The 22,648-nt window shown below is 39.1% G+C and carries 21 protein-coding genes, 1 tRNA gene and 1 other RNA gene; 22 read left to right on the forward strand and 1 reads right to left on the reverse strand.

All coding sequences use genetic code 11. The features are described 5' to 3' along the window. Positions 1-498: 498 nt before the first annotated feature. From ACYQ03_RS02010 to ACYQ03_RS02030, 5 genes are all read left to right on the forward strand, one after another. The gene (locus tag ACYQ03_RS02010; protein WP_459907236.1) at positions 499-1,680 is read left to right on the forward strand and encodes an aldo/keto reductase; all 1,182 of its coding nucleotides are present in this window, start codon (positions 499-501) and stop codon (positions 1,678-1,680) included. Positions 1,681-2,204: 524 nt separating this feature from the next. Beyond that, the gene (locus tag ACYQ03_RS02015) at positions 2,205-3,653 is read left to right on the forward strand and encodes a sigma-54-dependent transcriptional regulator (RefSeq protein WP_459907238.1); all 1,449 of its coding nucleotides are present in this window, start codon (positions 2,205-2,207) and stop codon (positions 3,651-3,653) included. A 335-nt stretch (positions 3,654-3,988) separates the two neighbouring features. Continuing rightward, positions 3,989-6,121 carry a putative bifunctional diguanylate cyclase/phosphodiesterase gene (locus ACYQ03_RS02020; protein WP_459907239.1) on the forward strand — a complete coding sequence of 711 codons (2,133 nt, stop codon included), beginning with the start codon at positions 3,989-3,991 and terminating at the stop codon, positions 6,119-6,121. Positions 6,122-6,239: 118 nt separating this feature from the next. After that, positions 6,240-6,980: a HAMP domain-containing protein gene (locus ACYQ03_RS02025; protein WP_459907240.1), complete on the forward strand. Its 741-nt coding sequence runs from the start codon at positions 6,240-6,242 to the stop codon at positions 6,978-6,980. A 27-nt stretch (positions 6,981-7,007) separates the two neighbouring features. Beyond that, complete coding sequence (locus ACYQ03_RS02030) at positions 7,008-7,796, forward strand: methyl-accepting chemotaxis protein (RefSeq protein WP_459907241.1); 789 nt, start codon at positions 7,008-7,010, stop codon at positions 7,794-7,796. Between the two features lie 8 nt (positions 7,797-7,804). Here the strand turns inward: ACYQ03_RS02030 and ACYQ03_RS02035 are convergent, their stop codons facing one another. Continuing rightward, the gene (locus ACYQ03_RS02035) at positions 7,805-8,866 is read right to left on the reverse strand and encodes an SIR2 family protein (protein WP_459907242.1); all 1,062 of its coding nucleotides are present in this window, start codon (positions 8,864-8,866) and stop codon (positions 7,805-7,807) included. 306 nt (positions 8,867-9,172) lie between these two features. Between ACYQ03_RS02035 and ACYQ03_RS02040 the strand changes: the two genes are divergently transcribed. The 17 genes from ACYQ03_RS02040 (at position 9,173) to ACYQ03_RS02120 (ending at position 22,578) form a co-directional block, all read left to right on the forward strand. Beyond that, complete coding sequence (locus ACYQ03_RS02040; protein ID WP_459907243.1) at positions 9,173-9,373, forward strand: cold-shock protein; 201 nt, start codon at positions 9,173-9,175, stop codon at positions 9,371-9,373. A gap of 146 nt (positions 9,374-9,519) precedes the next feature. After that, on the forward strand, positions 9,520-10,959 hold the full coding sequence (locus ACYQ03_RS02045) for a DEAD/DEAH box helicase (RefSeq protein WP_459907245.1): 1,440 nt from the start codon (positions 9,520-9,522) through the stop codon (positions 10,957-10,959). A 61-nt stretch (positions 10,960-11,020) separates the two neighbouring features. After that, positions 11,021-11,362, forward strand: coding sequence for an arsenate reductase family protein (locus tag ACYQ03_RS02050; RefSeq protein WP_459907246.1), 342 nt, complete (start codon positions 11,021-11,023; stop codon positions 11,360-11,362). Positions 11,363-11,479: 117 nt separating this feature from the next. Further along, a complete protein-coding gene (locus ACYQ03_RS02055) occupies positions 11,480-11,680 on the forward strand; it encodes a cold-shock protein (RefSeq protein ID WP_459907248.1) in 201 nt (66 codons plus the stop codon). A gap of 304 nt (positions 11,681-11,984) precedes the next feature. After that, positions 11,985-13,079, forward strand: coding sequence for an anti-sigma factor family protein (locus ACYQ03_RS02060; protein WP_459907250.1), 1,095 nt, complete (start codon positions 11,985-11,987; stop codon positions 13,077-13,079). Between the two features lie 220 nt (positions 13,080-13,299). Continuing rightward, positions 13,300-13,391, forward strand: a tRNA-Ser gene (locus tag ACYQ03_RS02065). A 21-nt stretch (positions 13,392-13,412) separates the two neighbouring features. Then, positions 13,413-13,676: signal recognition particle sRNA large type (gene ffs, locus ACYQ03_RS02070), an RNA gene on the forward strand. 267 nt (positions 13,677-13,943) lie between these two features. Next, complete coding sequence (locus tag ACYQ03_RS02075; protein WP_459907252.1) at positions 13,944-15,617, forward strand: uridine kinase family protein; 1,674 nt, start codon at positions 13,944-13,946, stop codon at positions 15,615-15,617. Between the two features lie 170 nt (positions 15,618-15,787). Beyond that, positions 15,788-17,431: a DNA polymerase III subunit gamma/tau gene (gene dnaX / locus ACYQ03_RS02080; protein ID WP_459907254.1), complete on the forward strand. Its 1,644-nt coding sequence runs from the start codon at positions 15,788-15,790 to the stop codon at positions 17,429-17,431. Between the two features lie 37 nt (positions 17,432-17,468). Further along, complete coding sequence (locus ACYQ03_RS02085; protein WP_459907255.1) at positions 17,469-17,786, forward strand: YbaB/EbfC family nucleoid-associated protein; 318 nt, start codon at positions 17,469-17,471, stop codon at positions 17,784-17,786. A gap of 23 nt (positions 17,787-17,809) precedes the next feature. Next, the gene (gene recR / locus ACYQ03_RS02090; RefSeq protein ID WP_459907257.1) at positions 17,810-18,412 is read left to right on the forward strand and encodes a recombination mediator RecR; all 603 of its coding nucleotides are present in this window, start codon (positions 17,810-17,812) and stop codon (positions 18,410-18,412) included. A gap of 203 nt (positions 18,413-18,615) precedes the next feature. Continuing rightward, on the forward strand, positions 18,616-18,879 hold the full coding sequence (locus tag ACYQ03_RS02095; protein WP_459907259.1) for a pro-sigmaK processing inhibitor BofA family protein: 264 nt from the start codon (positions 18,616-18,618) through the stop codon (positions 18,877-18,879). A gap of 255 nt (positions 18,880-19,134) precedes the next feature. Then, positions 19,135-19,800 (forward strand): hypothetical protein, encoded by a 666-nt coding sequence (locus ACYQ03_RS02100; RefSeq protein ID WP_459907436.1) that lies wholly within the window; start codon positions 19,135-19,137, stop codon positions 19,798-19,800. Between the two features lie 74 nt (positions 19,801-19,874). Beyond that, complete coding sequence (locus ACYQ03_RS02105; RefSeq protein WP_459907261.1) at positions 19,875-20,960, forward strand: transketolase C-terminal domain-containing protein; 1,086 nt, start codon at positions 19,875-19,877, stop codon at positions 20,958-20,960. A 31-nt stretch (positions 20,961-20,991) separates the two neighbouring features. Beyond that, entirely contained in the window at positions 20,992-21,765 is a 774-nt protein-coding gene (locus tag ACYQ03_RS02110; RefSeq protein WP_459907262.1) for a thiamine pyrophosphate-dependent enzyme, read from the forward strand. Continuing rightward, positions 21,758-22,321, forward strand: a complete 564-nt coding sequence (locus ACYQ03_RS02115) for a 2-oxoacid:ferredoxin oxidoreductase subunit gamma family protein (RefSeq protein ID WP_459907264.1) — start codon at positions 21,758-21,760, stop codon at positions 22,319-22,321. Before ACYQ03_RS02110 ends, ACYQ03_RS02115 begins: the two co-directional genes overlap by 8 nt. Before the next feature lie 11 nt (positions 22,322-22,332). Beyond that, positions 22,333-22,578: a 4Fe-4S dicluster domain-containing protein gene (locus ACYQ03_RS02120; RefSeq protein ID WP_459907265.1), complete on the forward strand. Its 246-nt coding sequence runs from the start codon at positions 22,333-22,335 to the stop codon at positions 22,576-22,578. Positions 22,579-22,648: the final 70 nt, after the last annotated feature.

Raw genomic sequence — 22,648 nt, forward strand, 5'->3', positions numbered from 1 at the left:
TTGCATCATTTATAGCCAAAATCCTTTAGTCCTCTTGTACTGGCCACATTTTGGTATTCTTTCATTTGGTAATTCGGTTAATTTCTACCAGCCACCTTCAGAGGTTTTAAAGCATAAAAAACGTTCAAAAAGAAACCCCAGAGATTCCAAGATTTAATTGGATGACTGGGTTTTTTTATTTATTATATAGTGTTCATATAGTTTTTAGCTAGTATTTATACTATCGTGTGAGCAGAAAAGTTAGGGCTATTTTTATGTGCAGATTTCCGTATGAAAGGATAGTTTTAGGATATTGTATATAAATAAAATGAACGAATATTTATAACCTAGGGCTAGATTAATATAGTGTTTTGGTAAATGTTTTCTTAAAACATGGGATCATACACGGTTTCTGTGAAGTGACTAGATTCCCCTATATTAATTACATTAGAGGACATTTTGAATCGAAAGTCATTAGTTTTTTAAATAAATTTTAAACTAATTATGGGGTGTTATTTTATGAAATATCGTATTGATCCCAAATCGGGTAATGAGCTATCTATTCTCGGTTTTGGTTGTATGAGGCTTCCTAGGAGCAGAGGCTCTATAGATATGCAAAAAACAGAGAGTATTATTCTTCAAGCCATTGAAAAGGGCGTTAATTATTTTGATACAGCGTATATTTATAGCGGAAGTGAAGAGGCACTGGGGCGCGTTCTGAGAAAAAATCAAATACACGGCAAAGTCTACATAGCTACCAAACTTCCCATATTTTCCACCCGTAGACCACAGGACTTTGATAAGTTTTTTAACAAGCAAAAAGAGAGATTACAAACTAATACTATAGATTACTATCTAATGCACATGCTATCAAGTCTCTCGGAATGGGAAAAACTATGTAGTCTGGGGATTGAAGATTGGATAAAGGTAAAAAAGGCTGAAGGAGAAATAAAACAGCTTGGCTTTTCATTCCACGGTGTCAGGGATGAATTTCTTAAAATAATCGAGGCTTACGATTGGGACTTTTGCCAGATTCAATACAATTATTCTGATGAGAATTTTCAAGCAGGTGTAACAGGTCTAAAGAAAGCTTTTGAAAAAAGAATCCCTGTTATAATCATGGAACCGTTGTTAGGCGGTAAACTGGTAAATGGACTACCGAAAAAGGCGGTAGATCTTTTAAGGAAAACGAACCCCAATTTATCTCCTGCAGCATGGGCTCTTCGCTGGCTATGGAATCAGCCTGAAGTAACAGTTGTATTATCTGGCATGAACGAAAATACGCAAGTAATGGAGAATATTGAAATAGCCAGCACTTCATTCCAATTTATGCTTACAGATGAAGAAAATAATACTTTGCAAAAGGTAAAAGATATTTTTATTTCATCCAATAAAATACCCTGTACCGGATGTAGCTATTGCATGCCTTGCCCACAAAATGTTAATATCCCAGGTTGCTTTGCTGCATATAACGCATCTTATTCTATGGGTAGAGATACTGGAGTCATGATGTATGCTACAAGTTCCGGTGCAATGACTGAAAAACAAAGCGGGGCCAGTTTTTGCACCAAGTGTGGAAAGTGCGAGTTACATTGCCCTCAAAAGATAAAGATCAGAGAAGGATTAGATGATGTACGAAAGAGAATGGAGCCATTTTGGTATAGATGGGGAACCTCAATTGTACGAAGAATTATAAAATAGGTAAAGTTTAAAGTATAGCTAGGGCTGTTCATTCCCTATCCATTTAGCAACCATAATTACTGGTATTATGCCAGAAGTGCAATGATTGAAAAAGAAGTATTTTACAATTTACTCATTGCTATGACAAACTATTTTGTCAGTATTCAAAAGAAGTACAAAATAGATAAATATAAAAAATTAGTCGTGTATAAAGAAATAGCTAAAGAAATATAAAAATTAAAATAAAAATTTATTATAATGGTTAATGCGAAGCACCTTAAATAGCACAAATGGAATAGTTATTAATTTTTTAACTAATTAAAGTATTACTCTGGAAATAAGGAAAAACCATGTGCATAATTAAAATATACGACAGTACATTTTCTTACATTCAAGGAATGGGGATGGTATGGTTGTAGTTTATCAATCTGTCATTAATGTGTCTCAATTTTAGTAAATAATAAGTATTATGAGCTACAGAGAAAACTATATTTTCCACGGATTAATTTTCCGTGGCAATATTAAGACATTATGGGGGTATGGGTGTGAATATTCTACTGGTTGAAGATGACTATACTAGCCGTAGCAATCTAAAAAAATTTTTATCTAAGCTAGGTCATCACGTAGTAGATTGCGCAAATGGGCAGGAGGCATTAAATTTGTTTGGGCCAGAGGAATTTCATATGGTACTCTCAGATATAAATATGCCTAAGATGACAGGCATGGAGTTGTTGCAAGAAATTTCTTCCATGCCCGAAGCCAGGGATGTGGATGTTGTTCTATTTACTGGGCAAGGTAACATGGATTCAGTAATTAAAGCGTTGCGATTAGGGGCATACGATTACCTAATTAAACCTATCAACGTAAATGAATTGGCTATTATTGTGGAAAGGGTGGCTGAACGTCGGGCACTAATTAAACAAAATAGAGCCCTTTCCGAAAAATTTGAGGAAAATGTCAGGGCAGCAACTGAGGAAACCCTCTCAGAATTATCCCGCCTTAAAATGGTCTTTGCCAGGGCAGTAGGACTGGAAACATTTAACGTTTACTCAGATACTATGAAAGCGATTTACGAGCGGGCTATAAAATATCATTCAGATCGTCTGATACCAATTTTAATCCAGGGAGAAACCGGAACAGGCAAGGAATTAATTGCTAAAATCATTCATTATGGTAAATTTGATAAAGCGGAACCTTTCATCGATATAAATTGTGCCACTCTATCTTCTAGCACCTTTGAAAGTGAATTATTTGGTTATGAGGGTGGTGCCTTTACAGGTGGATTGCCGGGAGGGAAAAAGGGAAAGTTTGACCTTGCGTCCGGAGGGACTCTATTTTTGGATGAAATTGGTGAAATGACTGTGGATCTACAGGCTAAATTATTAAGGGTGATTCAGGAAAAGGAATTTTACCGCATGGGTGGCCTAAAAAAAATTAAAAGTGATGTAAGAATTATTTGTGCCACCAATGCGGATATTGAAAAAAAGGTAAAAGAGGGAACCTTTCGGCAAGATCTTTATTATCGTTTAAGTGTTGGTCGATTTGTTCTTCCTCCCTTAAGGGAACGTAAGGAAGAAATAGTACCCTTTGCCCAAACGTTTTTAAGGAGTTTTGCTCGTAAAAGAGGAAAGCAATTTATGAAAATTACTAATCAAGCGGCAAAAATACTGATTTCATACAACTGGCCAGGGAATGTAAGGGAGTTAAAAAACGTTATGGATAGTGTTACCTTTTTACATGATGATAATGTGTTAAGGCCTGAACATCTAGAAATCCTTCGATGTATACAGAGGAACGAGTTGGCAACAGAAAACTTAAGGCCATTTATTGACCCAGAATGCTTTTCCTTGCCTGCGGAGGGGTTGGATCTTAGCCTTTTCATAAATAGAATAATTGATCAGGCACTCAAAATAAATGGAGGGAATAAAACTAAAACAGCCCAATTTTTAGGTATAACCAGACGTTCCTTACAGTACCGACTTGAAGGTAAGTGAGCCGTTTTTTAACGTTATGGTACACTTGCGATAACGAATACGTGCAAAAATAATAGAAAAAACAAATAAAATATAATGATTTCTGCTAGAAAAGTCCCGTTAATTGGCGTAAAAATAGAACACAAAGTTAAACCTGTCGATATTGGCAGGTTTTTTGCTTGTTTTGTATTGGAAATAATTAATACAACTGGCCAAAAATAAAATATATTTTCAATATTTTCTTAACATTTATTCTTTATTATATAGGGATATCTAATAGCAACTAATTGTCTGAATGGTAAGCTTGGCTTAATTAGTTTATTGCTACATATATGCTTATTCGGGGGTGATTTGTATTGAATGAGGAAAATTTTAGTAATCGGGTTGTAGAACAACAATTTTCTTTTCTGTATGCCATTAACCGGTTAGCTGATACTATTATGAATTGCGATGGCCAGAAAAAACTTTTTGAGAACATGACAAATATTATCAGGGATACACTTGGAGTGGATAGTGCAAGAATAGTCTTTATAGATTTTGAACGTCCTATGGCTAGACTAATTAGGGACAAAATGTTGAAGAATCTTTGGTTTGAAAGCCATCAGGAAGTAAATCCTGTCTTCCAAAATGAGAGATGGGCCAAGATTCTTCATAATTGGCTGAAAGTTAAAAGTTTACTTTGGTATCCATTATCTAAGAATAAGGATGGGTTTTATCTTTTAGCCCTATATCAGGTATCTTTTCGGAGAACATGGTCCAATGAAGACTTAATGTTTCTAGGCATAGTGACTAAATATTTTGAAATAGCCATGCATACAAGCAAACTATTAGATAAACATAAACAGGCTGAGAACTCCTTAAGAGAAAGCGAAACAAACCTACGGCAAATAGCAGACAATATGCTGGATATAATTTTTAAAATTAACTCAGAGAGTATTATTCTGTATGTAAACCCTGCTGTGCAAGACATTCTTGGCTATGGCCCAGAAGATTTAATGGGTAAATCTTTATTTCGTTTTGTTCACAGGGATGATGTTGACAAAGTAAAAGTTGTCTACCAAGGAAACATTGAAAGGCGTGCTATAAGGGGAATCTATCGTTATCAACACGCCAATGAACATTATCTATGGTTAGAATCAGTTATTAATCCTATCATTGATGAAACGGGGAAAGTAAACACCTACATAATTATTGCTAGGGATATTACCGATCGTATACTTATCGAAGAACAATTACAATTTCTTTCTACCAATGATTCTTTAACTGGTATATCTAATCGAAACTTTATGGAAAAAGCATTAAAAAGAACGGTAGCCAAGGCAAAGAGGGGAAATAAAAGCGCTTTGCTAATGATAGATGTAGATAATTTCAAGCTTATTAATGAAACCTTTTACTATGCTTTCGGAGACCGAGTATTGGTTTCTTTGGTTAGTTTGATAAAAAGATATATGCGAGAAGAAGATCTTCTAGCTAGGTTAAACGGAGATGAGTTTGCTTTGCTGCTTGAAGGAACTAGTATTGAGGAAGCTAAAGATATTGCAGAGAAAATACGCGGCGTAATTGACAATGAAGAGTTTTACCTTAATAAGCAAATGCCTATAAACCTTACCGTAAGCATTGGTGCAGTTGTAATTGATGGTAGCCTAAATTATCAGAAGGTTCTATCCCTTGCAGACATTGCCCTTAATACTGCTAAAGATACGGGGCGTAACAAGGTTATCTTTATCGAACCAGATGAAAGTATAATCACAACTTATACTGAAAAAAATCAAGTAATTTCTTTAATTAAGAGTGGTCTACGGGAGAATCGTTTTATTCTCTTTTTTCAACCAATTATTAAATTAGCTGACGGAAGTGTAAATCATTACGAATCTTTAGTCCGTTTAAAAGATAATAACGGGGATTTGATACTACCACATAAATTTATCCCGGTGGCCGAGCAATTTGGTTTAATGCCACAAATTGATCGGTGGGTGTTTCGAGCAGCTCTTCAGTTTTTGCAGGAGAAGCCTGATATAAAAATTTTTATTAATATCTCTGGGCAGAGTTTAGGGGATCAGGATCTATTGTCAGATATAACTAACAGCATTTTAGAAAGCGGTATTGATCCTGATAGGATTGGCTTCGAGATTACAGAAACGGCGGCTGTAAAGGATTTGGTCCAAGCGGAATGCTGGATAAATAAACTAAAGGACGCGGGCTGTTCCTTTGCCCTAGATGATTTTGGCAGTGGATTTTCATCCTTTTCTTATTTACTGTTTCTTCCTGTGGATTACCTGAAAATTGATGGCTCCTTTGTCCGTAATATAGAAAAAAACCTTGTCAACCGTTCACTGGTACAGGCCATGAGTAGTGTTGCAAATAGCCTTGGCAAAGAAACTATTGCAGAGTCTGTAGAAAACAAAAGTATTTTAAAAATATTGGCTGATTTGGGAATCGGTTATGGCCAAGGGTATCATCTTGGCAAGCCTGTTCCTTATATAAACTAGCAGATATAAGGATTTTTGCTAGGAATTAATTTATAAGCTATTAAAAGTTAAGAGGTGATGGTTAAGCAAAGGATAGTACTTAATATAGAGATAATGCTTTTATAAAAGGAGGTAAAAAATGTCGTTACGAGTAAAAATTTTTGGCGGTTTTATTTTTATTATGTCCATATTTACACTTGCTGCTGGTATTATTTTATTCGATATCGGAAGAATGCAGGAGGAAGTCAATTCAATCCCTCATGAGGTTGGAAGAGACAATCAGTTAAATAGTATTAAATATAATGTTGTTTCTCAGACATCTGCCATACGAGGTTTTTTCTATTACAAGCAGGATAGATATATCGAACAGTTTAGAAAACTGGGTGAGGAAAATAAAACCATAATACAAAATATGATCGATACTGGGCAGGTTAAAAATAAAGAAAAATTCAGAGTGCTATTGGAGTACCAGGAAAATTATAATACCCTGGTTTTGGACCAAATTATCCCACTTATTAAAGAAGGTAAAGAAAAAGAAGCCAACGAGATAATTTTAAATCAAGGAGTGCCATTGGCCAGTAGTTTTAACGAAACTAGTGCCTCTTATGCTGAAGATCGAAACAACAACCTTTTAGGAATCGTTCAAAAGGCTAACTCAGATATTACCTCCATGAAAAGGTTATCCTTGATATCCGTAATTTTGGCTTTGTTTGTTGGTTTTATGTTGGCCTTTTTCATGACCCGTTCCATAACCATGCCGCTGCAAAGGGTTGCTAAAGAGTCAATTAAAATTGCAGAGGGCGACTTAACCGGTGAACAGATTGATATTAAAACAAAGGATGAGGTCGGTCAGTTAGCAATATCCTTTAATAAAATGTAGCAAAATTTAAGGGGGTTAGTTAATGAGGTGCAGGAAAAATCACAACTAGTGGCCTCTTCATCAATGCAACTTTCAGCAAGCTCCCAAAATGTCGCTGCCAGTGCCCAGGAAACTTCATCAACAATTACTCAGGTAGCCAGTACAGTGGAACAAGTTACTATAAATACACAGAACATAGCAGAAAATTCAGATCATGCTACCAATTATGCTCAGGCAGGAACTGAGGGATTAAGACGAATCAGTAGACAGATGGAGTTAATCGAAAGAGCTACTATCAGTAGCGGGGAAGACATTAATATGCTTAATAAATCTGCGGCTAAAATATCGCAAATTGTTGAATTGATTACTCAGATTGCTGACCAAACAAACTTACTAGCTTTGAACGCTGCCATAGAGGCTGCTAGGGCAGGAGAACAGGGACGTGGCTTTGCTGTGGTGGCCGAAGAAGTAAGAAAACTTGCCGAACAGTCAGCAAACGCTGCGAAGGATATTTATCAGCTTATAAAATCAATACAACAGGAAACTGATAAAGCAGTACAAAGTATGACAGATAGCGTAGCTCAGGTAAAGGAAGGCTCCACTGTGGTATTAGATGTTGGTGTAACCTTTGAAAAAATTATTGCGGCAGTCCATAACCTTTCAGAAGAAATACAGTCTGTAGCATCTGCCGCAGAACAGATGTCCGCCAGTGTGCAAAGCGTTGCCTCAAACACTGAGGAACAAGCGGCAACCATAGAGGAAGTTTCCTCCACGAGCCAAGACCTTAACAGGATGGCTGAGGAACTTGAAAGTTTGTCCAAACACTTTAAAGTATAGTCAACCAACTAAACCAAGTATAACCCCGGGCGCCTACAGAAGGATTTAAAGGTTGTTATAGTAGAATAATGAACACGCTCTTTTCCAAAAAGCCGAATAAAACGGATCTTTTCATCTTCTTTTGTTCGCATGGGTTTACCATCATAATTGTTTATTACCACAATATTAGGGTGGGGTGTTGATCGATTTAAAGTCCCCCGCTTTAACAAATACTTGATATGAATGTCTGCTTCAGGTATGGAATAGCCACAGAAGATAATATTTTTACATTCTCTAAGGGCATTCTCAGCCTTGTCCCAGATTTGAACCAAATAAGGATTGGACATGATTTTAAAAAAGGTTGGTGGTACAAGTATAGGGACATATAGTGCTTTGCAACTAGGGCATAATAACCGATTTTTTAGATTTTTACTAATTAGCCGCGTTACACTTTTTTCTAAAGGAGTAATGCGTATTTTTTTACAGATTGGGCAGTACAACCAGTTTAAGGAACCATGTATTTTAAATAACTTTATGGAATTACCTGGGTTAGGCCGATGCCAGTTCTCTGGTTCATCAAAATTAATAAAATCTATACCATAATCTAGGTCTATGACGTCGGGGATTCGAGTCAAGGAGTTATCAATGAGAATATCATAATTTAATGAAATAAAAGAAGTGTTTCTTATTTTGTCGTTGTTTACCATTTTTTCTACCAGCAAAGTATGAAGTTTACTGAATTGCCCGAGGGTTTTTTGTAATATTTCTGCGATCAAGAATATTAACTCTTCTATAATCTGATCCATATGATGATAGTTAGTTGTATTATATAGGTTAAGAAAATATTCTTGGCGTTGTTTAGCTAGCTCAAGCATTCCTAATGCTTCTTCAAAAGAAGGAAATATGACCTCCTCTAGATCAACAGTGTTAAGATTGATATGCCAAAAGTTATAAAAATATGATACTAGGTGTTTGTCGATAGGTTCTCCTTTTTTTCTTTTGAGCAAGAAATACTCTTTAAATAGTTTTGATTGAACTGGCGCACCTTCTGCAGCAGAGGCACCAGCACCAAGAATAATAACATTGTCCAAAAATAGTTCACCATCCTACCCAAAACAGGTTTCTTAGTTATATTCTACATTGTATCAAATCATAGAAAAAACTTCTTGCTTGTTTACATTCGGTTGTATTTATATAATGGCCTGACAAATGGTTTTATAACACCTAGTTACATTTTACTACCAAAATAGTCCTTCCACGGCTGCCGAAAAGATAAATGTCTCTATTATAATAGAATAGTTATAAGCAATAAAACAATAAAGGTATAAAATAGGGACAAATTATACATACTTCAAATGGCTAGTAATTCAGCCAATAACTTTTTGGAGGTTTTATATTTGCAAACAGGAACGGTTAAATGGTTTAATGCAGAAAAAGGTTTTGGTTTTATCGAATCAGAAGAGGGAAATGATGTATTTGTTCACTTTTCAGCCATAGCTGGTGACGGATATAAGAGTTTAGATGAGGGTCAGCGGGTTCAGTTCAATGTAATACAAGGAAATCGTGGGCCTCAGGCTGAGAACGTAGTAAAATTATAGTACTTAAAAAATGCTGCCTTTGGGCAGTATTTTTTATCACTTTCCGAAAGTATAAAATTGATAATCCTAGTAATTTTAATAAATTTACTTTCTGCAATGCATTTACTTTGATAAAATAAGGCATTACGTTTAAAGGATGAGATAAGATGGTTGCCAATTTTTTAACCCTAGGTATTAAGGGCGAGCTTAATGCAAAATTGAGAGCCAACGGGATAACTACGCCTACCCCAATTCAAGAGCAAACTATACCGTTACTGCTGGCTGGCAAAGACGTAATTGCCCAAGCCCAGACAGGTACAGGCAAAACCTTGGCCTTCGTTTTGCCCATTTTAGTAAAAATTGAGGTAAAAAAACCTTACATACAAGCCCTAATTATTACTCCTACCCGGGAATTAGCACTGCAAATAACCACCGAAGTAAAAAAGCTTGTAAAGGATATGGATATAAATGTACTGGCAGCCTATGGCGGCCAAGATGTGGAGCAGCAAGTTAGGAAGTTGCAGGGCAATATTCATTTAGTTATTGCCACACCCGGACGTCTACTGGACCACCTACGTCGTGGTACGGTAAGGCTTACAGGGGTGTCTAAGTTAGTACTAGATGAAGCAGATCAGATGCTACATATGGGCTTTTTAGAGGATGTTGAGAAAATAATATTACAGACCAGCGAGAAAAGGCAGACGATGCTTTTTTCTGCAACCATGCCTCAAAAGATAAGAGAACTAGCCCTACACTACATGCATAAACCAGTTGATATTCATGTGCGGAGTAAGAATATTACTTTGGATGAAATTAAACAGCTTGTCGTGGAGACAACTGATCGTACAAAACAAGAGACCCTCTGTAATTTAATTAGGATGTATCGACCATATTTAGCCATTATATTTTGTCGTACCAAGCGAATAGCCAGTGCCCTTAATGAGTACCTGATTGGGCAAGGTTTTAATTCTGATGAACTACATGGTGACTTATCCCAATCAAAAAGGGAACAAGTTATGAAGCGATTCCGGGAAGCGGAATTACAGCTATTGGTGGCGACAGATGTGGCAGCACGGGGATTGGATATTGAAGGGGTTAGCCATGTGTTCAATTACAATATCCCCCATGATGTGGAGAGTTATATCCACCGCATAGGTAGGACTGGGCGTGCAGGTTGGACTGGTCTTGCTGTAACCTTAGTTTCTCCCCGGGAGCGTATGTATTTGCAGATGATTGAAAAGGGTATTGGAATATCGATTGAAAAAAGGGATCAAAATGGTGATAAAATTTCGGATGCCTCTAATAAAAAGAGTGAAGGCAAAGGAAAAAGAGTTGGGGAAAAGGAACCAACTAAGGGAAGAAAGAACCCAGATGTTTTAGGTAAGGGTAGTGGCCTAAAAAGTAACAGAAACTCAATTGCTAGCACTGGCCAAAGAAAGAGTAGAAGAGATAATAATGACCTGTCAGGTAAAAAAACAGGGGCATCTCCTAAAGGGGTAAAAGTTGGCAATAAAGGCTTTGGAAAACAAAAGCCTCAAAATACTGCTTCAAAGGGCAGGAGTTTTAAGGGAAATAGTAAGCAACGTAGCCGTGCAAGTATGCCATAGATTTCAACAGGGGTTAGTTAAAGAGGTAGGTCCCTTGCCCCCATTGTAGGAGAAAATAAACATGAATATACAAATATATGGTTATAAGAAATGCTTTGATACAAAAAAGGCCGAGCGATATTTCAAGGAGAGAAGAATTAAATATCAGTTTGTTGATCTAGCCCTAAAGGGTTTAAGCAAGGGTGAATTGCAAAGTGTCGTGACTGCTATTGGGTTAAATGAATTAATCAACAGTCAATCTAAGGATTATAAAAAGTTAAATATGGATCGCATTATTAGCTCCCATGTTAGGCAAGAGATGTTATTAAATAACCCAGGTTTGTATAAAACCCCCATAGTACGTAATGGGAAAAAAGCCACAGTTGGTTATAATCAAGAGGTTTGGAAATCTTGGGAAGAATAATTTAATTTAGCTTAAGGCTAGACAGTAATATTTTTTAAATAATAATTATGGATAAAATAGATAACAATTGTTAATACTATAAAGGAATTAAGATTATTTATTTTGGAGGTAACATCGTTGCAAACTGGCACAGTTAAATGGTTTAATGCAGAAAAAGGCTATGGTTTCATTGAAACAGAGGATGGTGGAGATGTATTTGTTCATTTTTCAGCCATCACCGGAGAAGGATTTAAAACATTAGAAGAGGGACAGCGCGTTCAGTTTAATGTGGTTCAGGGAAATAGAGGACCTCAAGCTGAAAATGTTGTGAAACTATAGTGTAATAAAAAAACTGCCTAGGGCAGTTTTTTTATTTATATTAATAAACCTTCTGCTGTTTATCAATAGCTCAGCGAAGGTGCAATTTTTAGGTAACTTCTAAAACCATTGTTTTACATTAGACTACAATTTTACAACTATCCCTTTAACCTACGTTGATTTAAAATAAAAATAGGTGTATGCGTTAATTTTAAATATAACCCCTTATTAGATAAAGGCGATACCATTCTAGGAAAAAATATCTAGCAATTGGAACATTTTTGGCAATAGGTTCGTCTACCAAAATAGAAGGGGGGGATAATCCGTGAATTGCCAGGTTATATCAGAATTACTATCGCCGTACCTGGACGGAGTCCTTGATCCTGCCGAACATGCCTTGGTGCAAAAGCACTTAGTTAGTTGTCCCGCCTGTAGTCGGGAGTTGGCTGATTTAAAGGCATGTATGAATTTGTTACAGGAACTTCCTGAAGTAGCTCCTCCGGCTGGTTTCCGAGCCGGGTTAATGGAAAAGATTGATAAACTGCCTTCGGCTGAGCCAGCCACAAGACACAAACGTTGGTTTGATCATGTAAACGGGGTGACCCGTAAATCATGGTATAGAACAGTTGCTGTGGCAGCAGTCATGGCTATGACCCTAGGACTTACGTCATTATGGGAAAATGAAGGCAACCAATTTATGCCAGTACCTAGTGGTGCTCAGGAAATCGTTGGACAAAGTCAAAATACACAGGATGTGCAGCAACCCCTGGGTAATCAACCACCTAAACCTACCAGTAATATAGCTACTAAGGAGGTTGAGAAAACTAATTCTCCGGGTAAGGTTGAGGCTACCGGTACAAATACCAGTACCCAGGAAGTAAAGGTACCGCCAAAACAGGATGTAGCAACAAGCACTGTCAAAGTAGCCAGTGAAAAAGACAGAAAATTTGTGTCCGAAAATTATCAGCCACAACCTAGTGCAGGAATGACTGCAAGGTCTGTAACACTAAAACTGGAAGTTCAAGACAGTAGTACAGCACTTAAATCAATCCATTCTATTACACAAACCAATAACGGCTCCATTATGGTACCTTATAATGAAAGTAATGGCAAGTTGGCAATTAAAGTACCTGCCCAAGATGCTAGACAATTAGAAACTCAATTAAAGGCTTTGGGTCAAGTAATAACTGATATGCCTTCCGAGAGAGATTTGAGCAATCAGCATCAGCAAGCTGTTAGTGCGTTAGAGCAACTTAAAGCTGAACAAGCAAACCTTCAGCAGAAAGTTGCAGAACAGGCTGACCCTGAAACCGAAGAACAGCTAGCTATTTTAACCACTGCCATTAGCCAACAGATCAAGTTGATTCAAAATCTAGAACAACAAAGTAATTATTCTATTATAAATCTGGCTATTGAATAAATTTTCCCACCAATTGGTGGGTTTTTTTATTTTGCATATATTGTTAATAACAATATATCTTACCGGTTGCTATATTCCTGCTAGTTATATATACTAAACAAGCAGCAAAAATTAGGGGGACAAACAAAATATATATTTGTCTCAATTGACTCTTGACTTACGCATCAGAAGTTAATATAATCTAATATGTGGTGGCTAACAATAATTGAATAAGAACAATGGAGAGGTGGCCGAGTTTGGTCGAAGGCGCATGACTGGAAATCATGTAATGGGGTAACTCATTCGCGGGTTCGAATCCCGCCCTCTCCGCCATTAAAAATTGTAAATCTATGACCGTGCTAGATGGGGAGGTAGCGGTGCCCTGCACCAGCAATCCGCTGTAGCTGGGTTGAATTCCTACTCGAGGGTATGATTTGTGAGGTCTGGTCATCGTAAGGGGCGTTGACGATCGGGTCTTACGCAGCGTAGGCTCTCGAACCGTGTCAGGTCCTGACGGAAGCAGCACTAAGGGAACCCCTACGGGTGCCGTAAGGCAACCTGGTCTGAGCAACCTGCGGTGATTCGCTCGGAAGTTATCACTCAACAGTAGGTGCACGGTCGCTTAATTTGAAGCAATATAAACTGCCTGTTATACAGGCAGTTTTTGTTTTAGCATAGAAAACTAGGATCTACGCCAGGGTATTAAGTGCCACTTAGGGTAGGGTGTAGGTCCTAGTTTTCTAATAATTACAATTATACGTTATTATGGGAATAACTCTCTAAAATGCCCTCGGCGCAAGAATATTACATAAAGAGTGGATTTATTTAATTAATCTATATATAATAGTTTTTAATTTAACTAACGAACAATTGGGAGGTGTACAAATGGCGGAAGATGTAGTTAAGGTTTTACTAGAAGGAGAAGGGCCCTTTGAAATTTCCCAGGGTACACCGGTAAGTGAACTATTAAAGATGGGACAACAAGAAAAAGCTATTCCGGTTGTGGCGGCCTTTATTGACAATGAATTAAAGGATTTAAGGACACCCATAATGGAGAATTGTGATGTGAGATTTGTGGATTTAACAATGCCGGAGGGAGTGCGGGTTTACCGGCGTAGTGTCACAGCTTTATTAATGAGAGCCATATCTGAAGTCCTACCTGGGAGCAGTGCGGTAATTCAACACACTCTTGGCAATGGACTCTATGGAGAAATTAATTATGATAGGCCTCTAAAGGATAAAGATATTTCAAGAATAGAAAGACAAATGCACTATATAATTGATGCAGATGAACCTATTATCTTAATGAATCTCAAAAAAGATGAAGCGGAGCGTCTTTTAACAGAAGCAGGCCAAAGTGAAAAGATTCAGCTTCTGAACTACGTTTTAAAAGAAGAAATTGAACTATACTCCTGTGGTGGTTATTATGACCTGAGCCATGGTCCAATGGTGCCATCCACGGGGTTACTGAAGAACTTTAGACTTCGTTTTTATTTACCAGGGTTTATTCTTGAACTTCCTAATGCAGATAGCCCAATAGAAATACCACCCTATGTTGAGCAAGGTAAATTAGCCAATATACATTTTGAGGCTAAAAAATGGGCAAAAATTCTTAAAGTTAACAATGTTGTTTCCCTAAACGAAGTAGTCACAAATGGTAATATCAGTAATTTAATTAGGGTGTCCGAAGCTTTTCATGAGAAAAAAATTGCAGAGATTGCTGATCAAATAAGTGATAACATTGATCGGATTCGAATTGTTTTGATTGCAGGTCCGTCATCTTCGGGCAAAACTTCCTTTGCCCAAAGATTATCTACCCAGTTACAGGTTAATGGTATCCAACCAGTGGCTATTTCTTTGGATGATTATTTTGTTGATAGAGAAATGACCCCTCTGGATGAGAACGGAAATTATGATTTTGAAAGTATCTATGCCATTGATATTGCTTTGTTCAATGATCATTTAATAAAGCTCATTCAAGGGGAAGAAATAAAATTACCGTATTTTAATTTTAAAGCTGGGAAAAGAGAGTATCATGGTGAACGATTAAAGTTAAATTCTTCGGACTTACTGGTGGTTGAAGGGATCCATGGTTTGAATGATATGTTAACCAGCTCTATCCCAAAGGGAAAGAAATTTAAGATTTATGTCAGTGCCTTAACCCAGATCAATCTAGATAATCAAAACCGTATTCCTACCACTGACGTTAGACTATTAAGGCGCATTGCCAGGGATCAACGCTGTAGGGGCCGCTCTGCTAGAGAGACGATAAAGATGTGGCCATCTGTACGCCGGGGAGAAGAAAAAAATATTTTTCCCTTTCAAGAAAGTGCAGACGTAATGTTTAATTCCGCACTACCCTATGAATTGGCTGTTTTAAAGAATGTGGTAGAACCACATCTAAAAGAAATAAAACAGGAATACCCAGAGTATGCAGAGGCCCAAAGATTACTTGATTTTATCGGCTATTTTGCTTCCCTAGGGGTAGACGATATTCCCTTGAATTCCATAGTTAGGGAGTTTATTGGTGGTAGTTGTTTCGTTGGTACAGTAAGATAAATATACACACCCTCAAGCACTGCTTGAGGGTGTGCTGTTAAGTAGTCATTTCTACCTAATAATAAATTTTGGTATTTTTTGGATTTTATTTTTTGGAAATAACAGCTTAAAAAGGAAATAGGTATTAAAGGGCGAAACAATATGGAAGAATATCAATGAGGTGTGTTAGTTTGGCATATAAAGCATTGTACCGAACCTGGCGACCGCAATATTTTAAAGATATTGTTGGGCAGGGACATATTACTCGAACTTTACAAAATGCCCTGCTGCAGGATAAAGTAGCCCATGCCTACCTTTTCTGCGGTCCTAGAGGAACGGGTAAAACTACAACCGCAAAGGTCTTGGCTAAAGCTTTAAATTGCCTTAACCCCATCAGTGGAGAACCCTGTAATGAATGTGACAATTGTAGATCTGTTAATGAGGGTAATTCCGTTGATGTGATTGAGATTGATGCTGCCTCTAATAGGGGTATCGATGAAATTCGAGATCTGCGGGAAAAGGTTAAATTTGCTCCTTCGGCTGGGGGTAAAAAAGTATATATCATAGATGAAGTTCATATGCTTACAGATCAAGCTTTTAATGCCTTGTTAAAAACATTGGAGGAACCGCCATCCCACGTTGTATTTGTACTGGCAACTACCGAGGCACACAAGGTACCAGTAACGATTCTTTCCCGCTGCCAAAGATTTGATTTTCGACGGATTAAACCTGAAGAAATGGTTGAGAGATTACAAGAAGTTGCTCGAGGGTCCCATATTGATGCAGAAGAAGAAGCATTACAGTTAATTGCCAAGGCGGCTGAAGGGGGATTGCGGGATGCTTTGAGCATACTAGATCAAGGTGCCGCCTTTGCCGAAAAAACTGTTACCACCGAAGATATTCATAGCATACTGGGTACGGTACAACAGGATGTGCTAATTAAAATGACACACTTGGTGGCACAAGGCAATACCAGCGAGGCGCTAAAATTAGTAGCCGAAATATCAGATCAAGGTAAGGACCTTAGGCTTTTTACCCGTGAGATAACGTCCTATTTAAGGGGACTATTGGTAGAAGGAATTGAAGGTAAGTATAATGATATTGGTAATGAGACACTTTTTAGTATTTTAAGTACCTTGGTTCAGGCAGAGCAAGAGATGAAATGGAGCTCACAACCAGGCTTAATTTTAGAATTGGCCTTAGTCAAGGCTTCCCGACCAGAAATCGTTGCCTCAGTTGAAGGATTGACTCGCAGAATTACTGAATTGGAACGCCGGCTGGAGAATAGCCTCGTAACTGGCGTACCCCAGGATGATTCTGAATCTATAAAATTTATAAAAGGGAGAGAATTACCTCTCCCAATAGATAAGCCAATAAAGCAGGTAAAGACTGAACAAGATCAAAAAGTAGAACCAGTAGCTACAGCTAGTAAAGAAGAACCGGTAATAACTAAAGATGCCGGAGCAGTAACTGCTAGTGTAGAGAAAATACAAAAGGCTTGGCCTGCCTTGCTCAAGGGTATTAAAGAAGGGAAAAAAATGCCTCTTTGGTCCCTGTTAAACAGCAGCCAACCCAGCATGGAAATTCAGGGCAATACCTTAATCATGTATTTTTTAGATGAATTTGACATGCGAACTGCCGATAAACCTGAGTATAGAAAGTATATGGAATGGTTGCTGACTAAGCACTTCGGGGGGCAATGGGAGGTACGCTGTGTGCAGGGAAAAAAGTCCCTAACTAAGCCGGAGTTGAAACCTGAGGAGGATCCGGTCTATACTGAAGCTATACGTATTTTTGGCAAAGAAATAGTATATTTAGAAAATGACCCTAGTTAGACCATTAGGGTAACAACATAAAGGAGGAACCAAAATTATGATGGGTGGAAATATGAACAAAATGATGAAGCAGGTACAGAAAATGCAGCAGGATATGGCAAAAATGCAGGAGGAACTGGGGAATCGCACAGTGGAAACCAGTGCTGGCGGTGGTGCTGTTAAGGTTGTAGTCAATGGTAAACAGGAGATTATTAGTATTGCCCTAAAGCCTGAGGCAGTTGATCCAGATGATGTAGAAATGCTCCAAGACTTATTAATAACAGCAGTTAATGATGCTCTCCGTCAATCCCAAGAAATGGTGGCTAAGGAAATGGGTAAGTTAACCGGTGGTTTAAATATACCGGGGTTGTTCTAGAGTTTTGTTGAGGAGGAGCTCCCATGTTGTATTACTCCGGGCCAGTGGCCAGGTTGGTAGATGAATTTACCAAGCTTCCGGGTATAGGACCCAAAACTGCCCAGAGATTGGCCTTTTATGTGTTAAATGCACCGCCGGAGCTTGCACAGGGACTAGCAAAGGCACTGGTTGAAGTGAGGCATTCAATAAAACGTTGCACGATATGTTGTAATCTTACAGATGAAGATCCTTGTTCTATTTGCCGGGATACCAGTAGGAACAGTAAAATTTTGTGTGTAGTGGAAGAACCAAGAGATGTCATAGCTATGGAAAAGGCCCGGGGTTATAAGGGACATTATCATGTCCTGCATGGAGCCATATCGCCAATGGAGGGTATAAGCCCAGAGGATTTAACCATTAAGGAACTATTAAAACGCATTAAAAGCACTGAAATCGAGGAGGTTATTTTAGCTGCTAACTCTGATATAGAAGGGGAAACCACAGCCCTATATCTGGCAAGGATTCTAAAACCCCTAGGAGTTAAAGTTACAAGGATTGCCCACGGTATTCCTGTGGGCTCTGATCTCGAATATGCTGATGCAATGACTTTAATAAAGGCTTTGGAGGGCCGTGGCGAATTCGGATAAAAATTTTTTAAACCATGGAAAACATGGTCATAAATTTTGTCTTAACCCCCTATATATAGCTAGGGGGTTTTCTTATGGCTTATGGGTATTTCTATTAGGTTAAGCCATGAGCCATTAGCCGTGAGCCATGGGCTTTTTTGGGGCATGTTATCCTTGGGAGTCATTAGCTACTGGCCCATGGGCAATAAAAAGGAGGAGTATCTTTGGAATGGAAAACTGTACTTCTTAGCCTGATAGGGTTATTTGGCTTGTACTTATTTGGGACAATCTTTGCTCGGCCACTTGTTTTAGTCGGCAGATTGAGTTTGTCACTGATTATTGGAGGAGCATTAATTTTTTTGGTAAACTTTGTTTGCAGTGGTTTGGGGATTCATATTGCCATAAATCCCTTTACACTTCTGACAGCGGGTATTTTACAAATGCCGGGGATTGTTCTCTTGGTGTTGGCTAATTATGTGGTATTATAATTAGCCATTAGCTTTTAGCCGTTAGAAACCTTTGGTAATAAATGTGCATGGTTTTTTATTTGCTAATGTCTAACAGCTAATAGCTAATGGCTAGGTTAAATTGTAGAACAAATCATTGACTTATTAAATTCATACTATTATACTGAAATTAGGAAATCGGGAGAAAACATCCCGGTTATTGTTATTTTTAGACCTTTTAGGAATTTTCTGAAATGGGTAAAATAAACCCATTATCAAGAAGGAGGTGGATTTGCCATCTCAGCGAGAATAGTAGAAGCATACGTTGGCGAGTACGCCAGTGGCAAAAGCGAAGTTGCTGTGAACCGTGCTCTGGAAATTGCCAGGAACGGTCGAAAAGTCAATTTAGTTGATCTAGATATTGTGGAACCATGCTATACACTGCGACCTATCAAAAAAGAGTTAGAAGAAACCGGCTTAAATGTAATTGCCTGGGAAACAAAAGATACTGTTGGCCTAGGTGAGGCAGGAAATATTATTAAACCCGAAAGTAGATGGGCATTATATCGTGAAGGGGATGTTATTCTTGACATCGGGTATGGTGTTGAAGGAGCAAAAACACTAAACCTGTTGGAAGGTGTGGATGAAACCCCAGAATTACAAGTGTATGTAGTATTAAACACTAAAAGACCTATGACCTCAACTGTTCAGGATATAGTCAATTACATAAACGAGCTGGGTCCTGTTCATGGTCTCATCAATAACACGCACCTGGGTGATGAAACAACTCCAGAGGTTGTGCAAGAAGGAGCCCAGGTGATTGGAGAAGTTTCTAAAATTCTGGGAATCCCCGTGGTGGCTACCACTGCGGAGCAGGAAGTTGCGAAAAAAATCGGCACTGTAGACTGTATGGGTAATTCTGTACGGTCGTTAGTACGATATATGCCTCGCACTTTCTGGTAGGACAACCAGACCATCATACTAATGTTTCTAGTAAACAAAGTGATTTAATTAAATCAGGAGGTGTGGTATCTCTCATGTCCGAAAAACCCATTACCGGAGAAAAACGGGCGTTCATGACTGGTAACGAGGTAGTTGCCTGGGCTTGCTTAGCAGCAGGCGCTGATATTATGTATGGCTATCCCATTACCCCACAGAACGAAATCATGCACTATTGGACCCGTCAAATCCCCAAGTATGGCCGCAAATTCCTGCAGACCGAAGACGAATTGTCTGCTGGTTTTACCACAGTGGGTGGTGTGTTGGCGGGCCTTAAAGCCTTTACTGCTACTGCTGGGCCTGGTAATACCCTAATGCAAGAACCTATGTCTATGGCTGAAATGATGAGACTCCCAACCGTAACCATTGTCCAGCAGCGTGGGGGCCCATCCACAGCTACCGTAATCTACTCCCAGCAGGAAGTTACCTTGACCACCCAGGGTGGTAACGGTGAAGGAATGCGTATTGTATATTCACCCAGTAATCACCAAGAACTGTTTGACTATACAATTAAGGCCTTTAACACTGCTTGGAAATATCGCTTCCCAACCTTTGTTCTTGGAGATGGTTATCAAGCCAAACTTCGTGAATCCGTAACTCTGTACGATCCTGAAGAAAGAGATATTGAAAGAATACCATCTGAGAAATATGTGGGTAAACAAGGAACCCCTGGTGTAGATCGTGATCCTGGTCATTACCGTAATACCTATAACACCGAAGAAGAACTCTTTGAAGTTTTGCAACAGCACTTTGCTGACTTTGAAAAAATGGCTCCCGAAGTTGTTGAATATAGCCAAGACAATGTAGAAGATGCTGATCTAGTTATTGTTGCTCACGGTGTTGTATTCCGTGGTGTACGTGATGCTGTAAATGAATTAAGAGAAGCGGGCTACAAGGTAGGATTCTTCCGTCCCATTACCCTCCGCCCCTTCCCTGCGGAGCAGCTCAGAGCCGTGGCTAGTAAAACCAAGAAATTGCTGATTGCAGAATCGGCTCAGGGTCAACTGGCTAAATTGGTTAAAGACGCCATTTACGGTTCAACTGCCGAAATTGTACCTATGTTCCGTCCTGGTGTAGGTATCACCACAGAACAAATCGTGGAAAGAGTTAAAGAGGTGCTATAAGATTTTCGAAACTAAGGAGGGAGGTTCCAACATGTCTGTGTCTCCACAACCTGCCATGCCTAAAAGCTGGCGTGTAGAAAGTAAGCCCCACAAATTTTGTCCCGGTTGCGGCCACGGTTTGGTACTGAAGTGCCTAGGCGAAGCCATCGATGAACTGGGTATTCAAGATAGAGTAGTTTTTGGTTGTGACATTGGATGTTCTTTGTTGTCCTGGGATTTCTTCAACTGTGACAGTGTTCAAACTCACCATGGTCGTACCACTCCGGTAATGACTGGTATCAAACGTGCTAACCCTGACCTCATCTGTGTTGCTTATATGGGTGACGGTGGCGGTTATGCCATCGGTGTGGGCGGTATTGTCAATGCTGCTGCCCGGAATGAAAAAGTAACTGTACTTCTAGCAAATAACACTGTGTATGCTATGACCGGTGGTCAGATGTCTCCCTGCACCATGCCTGGTCAAAAGGTTGAAACTGCTCCCTATGGACGTGATCCAGAAGCAACTGGCATGCCCACCCAAGGACCTGAGATGATTTCTGCTATTACTGGCGACGGTGCATATGTTGCCCGCGGTACCACTGCTAATTTAAAACAGTTAAAGAACTACATCAAGAAAGCACTGCAAAACCAAATGGAAGGCAACGGTTTCTCCTTTGTAGAAGCACTGGCCGGCTGTCCCACCAACTGGCGGACCAATGCTGAGAAGACTTGGGCCTTTATTGAAAAAGAAATGCCTCAGTACTACAAAGTAGGGGAGAAGAAAAACCCCTTTGAAGCTAAAAAGGAGGCTCAGCAGAATGGCTAAAGCTGTTAAAATCTGCTTGGCCGGTGAAGGTGGCCAGGGTGTACAATCTGTGGCAGAAATTATTGCTGCTGCTGCCAATGCAGAGGGTCGTGAGGCACTCTACATTCCAAATTTCGGTGTTGAGCAGCGTGGTGGTGTATCCATTGCATATCTTCAAATTGATGATAATGCCATTGGTGCTCCAAAGTTTGACAAGGCAGACATTTTGGTTGCCTTAAGTGACCGTGCTGTGCGGCGGTGTAAACAATATGTTGATGCCAATACCGTCTATGTTTATGATAGCAGTATTGAAGGTGTAGAAGAAGATTTACCAAAGGAAGGTGAAGCTAAGAGAGTATTAGCTATTCCTGCTTTGGAGATCTCTAAAAACGAACTACATCCTAGGGTGTTTAACATTCTGATCATGGGTGCTGTTATCGGTGCTACTGGAGTTATTCCTGTGGAGGCTGCCAAGGCTGCCATTGAGAAGAAACTGGGTTACAAATTCGAACAAAATCCTAAGCTGCGTGAGTTGAACTTCACAGCCATCGATCGCGGCATAGAACTGATGAAATAGGGGGGGAAATCATGGAATTTAAAGGTCGTACCCTGGAACTTACCAAAGCTGACTGGACTCTTTTCCCCGGTCTGTGCAAGGGCTGTGGTCTGTGCATTCAGAAATGTCCCAAGAAGTGCATTGCTTGGTCCAAGGTCCTGGGTGTATATGGCACCCCTTCGGTGGAGGCCAATGACGAGTGCATTGCCTGTGGTATTTGCCAGATGGTTTGCCCCGATACAGCTATCCGTGTGGATAAGAAGAAAAAAGAAGCGTAGCAATAAGCAGGCTTCAAGCTATAGTTTAAAAAGAAGCACTCCTTCAGTCGGAGTGCTTCTTTTTTATCAG

Source organism: Desulfotomaculum defluvii (genome assembly GCF_054657375.1).

Bases quoted from the DNA above. Each gene is read 5' to 3' on its own strand.
- ACYQ03_RS02075 (WP_459907252.1), top strand. From the start codon at position 13,944: ATGGCGGAAGATGTAGTTAAGGTTTTACTAGAAGGAGAAGGGCCCTTT.
- ACYQ03_RS02025 (WP_459907240.1), top strand. From the start codon at position 6,240: ATGTCGTTACGAGTAAAAATTTTTGGCGGTTTTATTTTTATTATGTCC.
- ACYQ03_RS02115 (WP_459907264.1), top strand. From the start codon at position 21,758: ATGGCTAAAGCTGTTAAAATCTGCTTGGCCGGTGAAGGTGGCCAGGGT.
- ACYQ03_RS02045 (WP_459907245.1), top strand. From the start codon at position 9,520: ATGGTTGCCAATTTTTTAACCCTAGGTATTAAGGGCGAGCTTAATGCA.
- ACYQ03_RS02110 (WP_459907262.1), top strand. From the start codon at position 20,992: ATGTCTGTGTCTCCACAACCTGCCATGCCTAAAAGCTGGCGTGTAGAA.
- ACYQ03_RS02050 (WP_459907246.1), top strand. From the start codon at position 11,021: ATGAATATACAAATATATGGTTATAAGAAATGCTTTGATACAAAAAAG.
- recR (WP_459907257.1), top strand. From the start codon at position 17,810: ATGTTGTATTACTCCGGGCCAGTGGCCAGGTTGGTAGATGAATTTACC.
- ACYQ03_RS02010 (WP_459907236.1), top strand. From the start codon at position 499: ATGAAATATCGTATTGATCCCAAATCGGGTAATGAGCTATCTATTCTC.
- ACYQ03_RS02105 (WP_459907261.1), top strand. From the start codon at position 19,875: ATGTCCGAAAAACCCATTACCGGAGAAAAACGGGCGTTCATGACTGGT.
- ACYQ03_RS02085 (WP_459907255.1), top strand. From the start codon at position 17,469: ATGATGGGTGGAAATATGAACAAAATGATGAAGCAGGTACAGAAAATG.
- ACYQ03_RS02120 (WP_459907265.1), top strand. From the start codon at position 22,333: ATGGAATTTAAAGGTCGTACCCTGGAACTTACCAAAGCTGACTGGACT.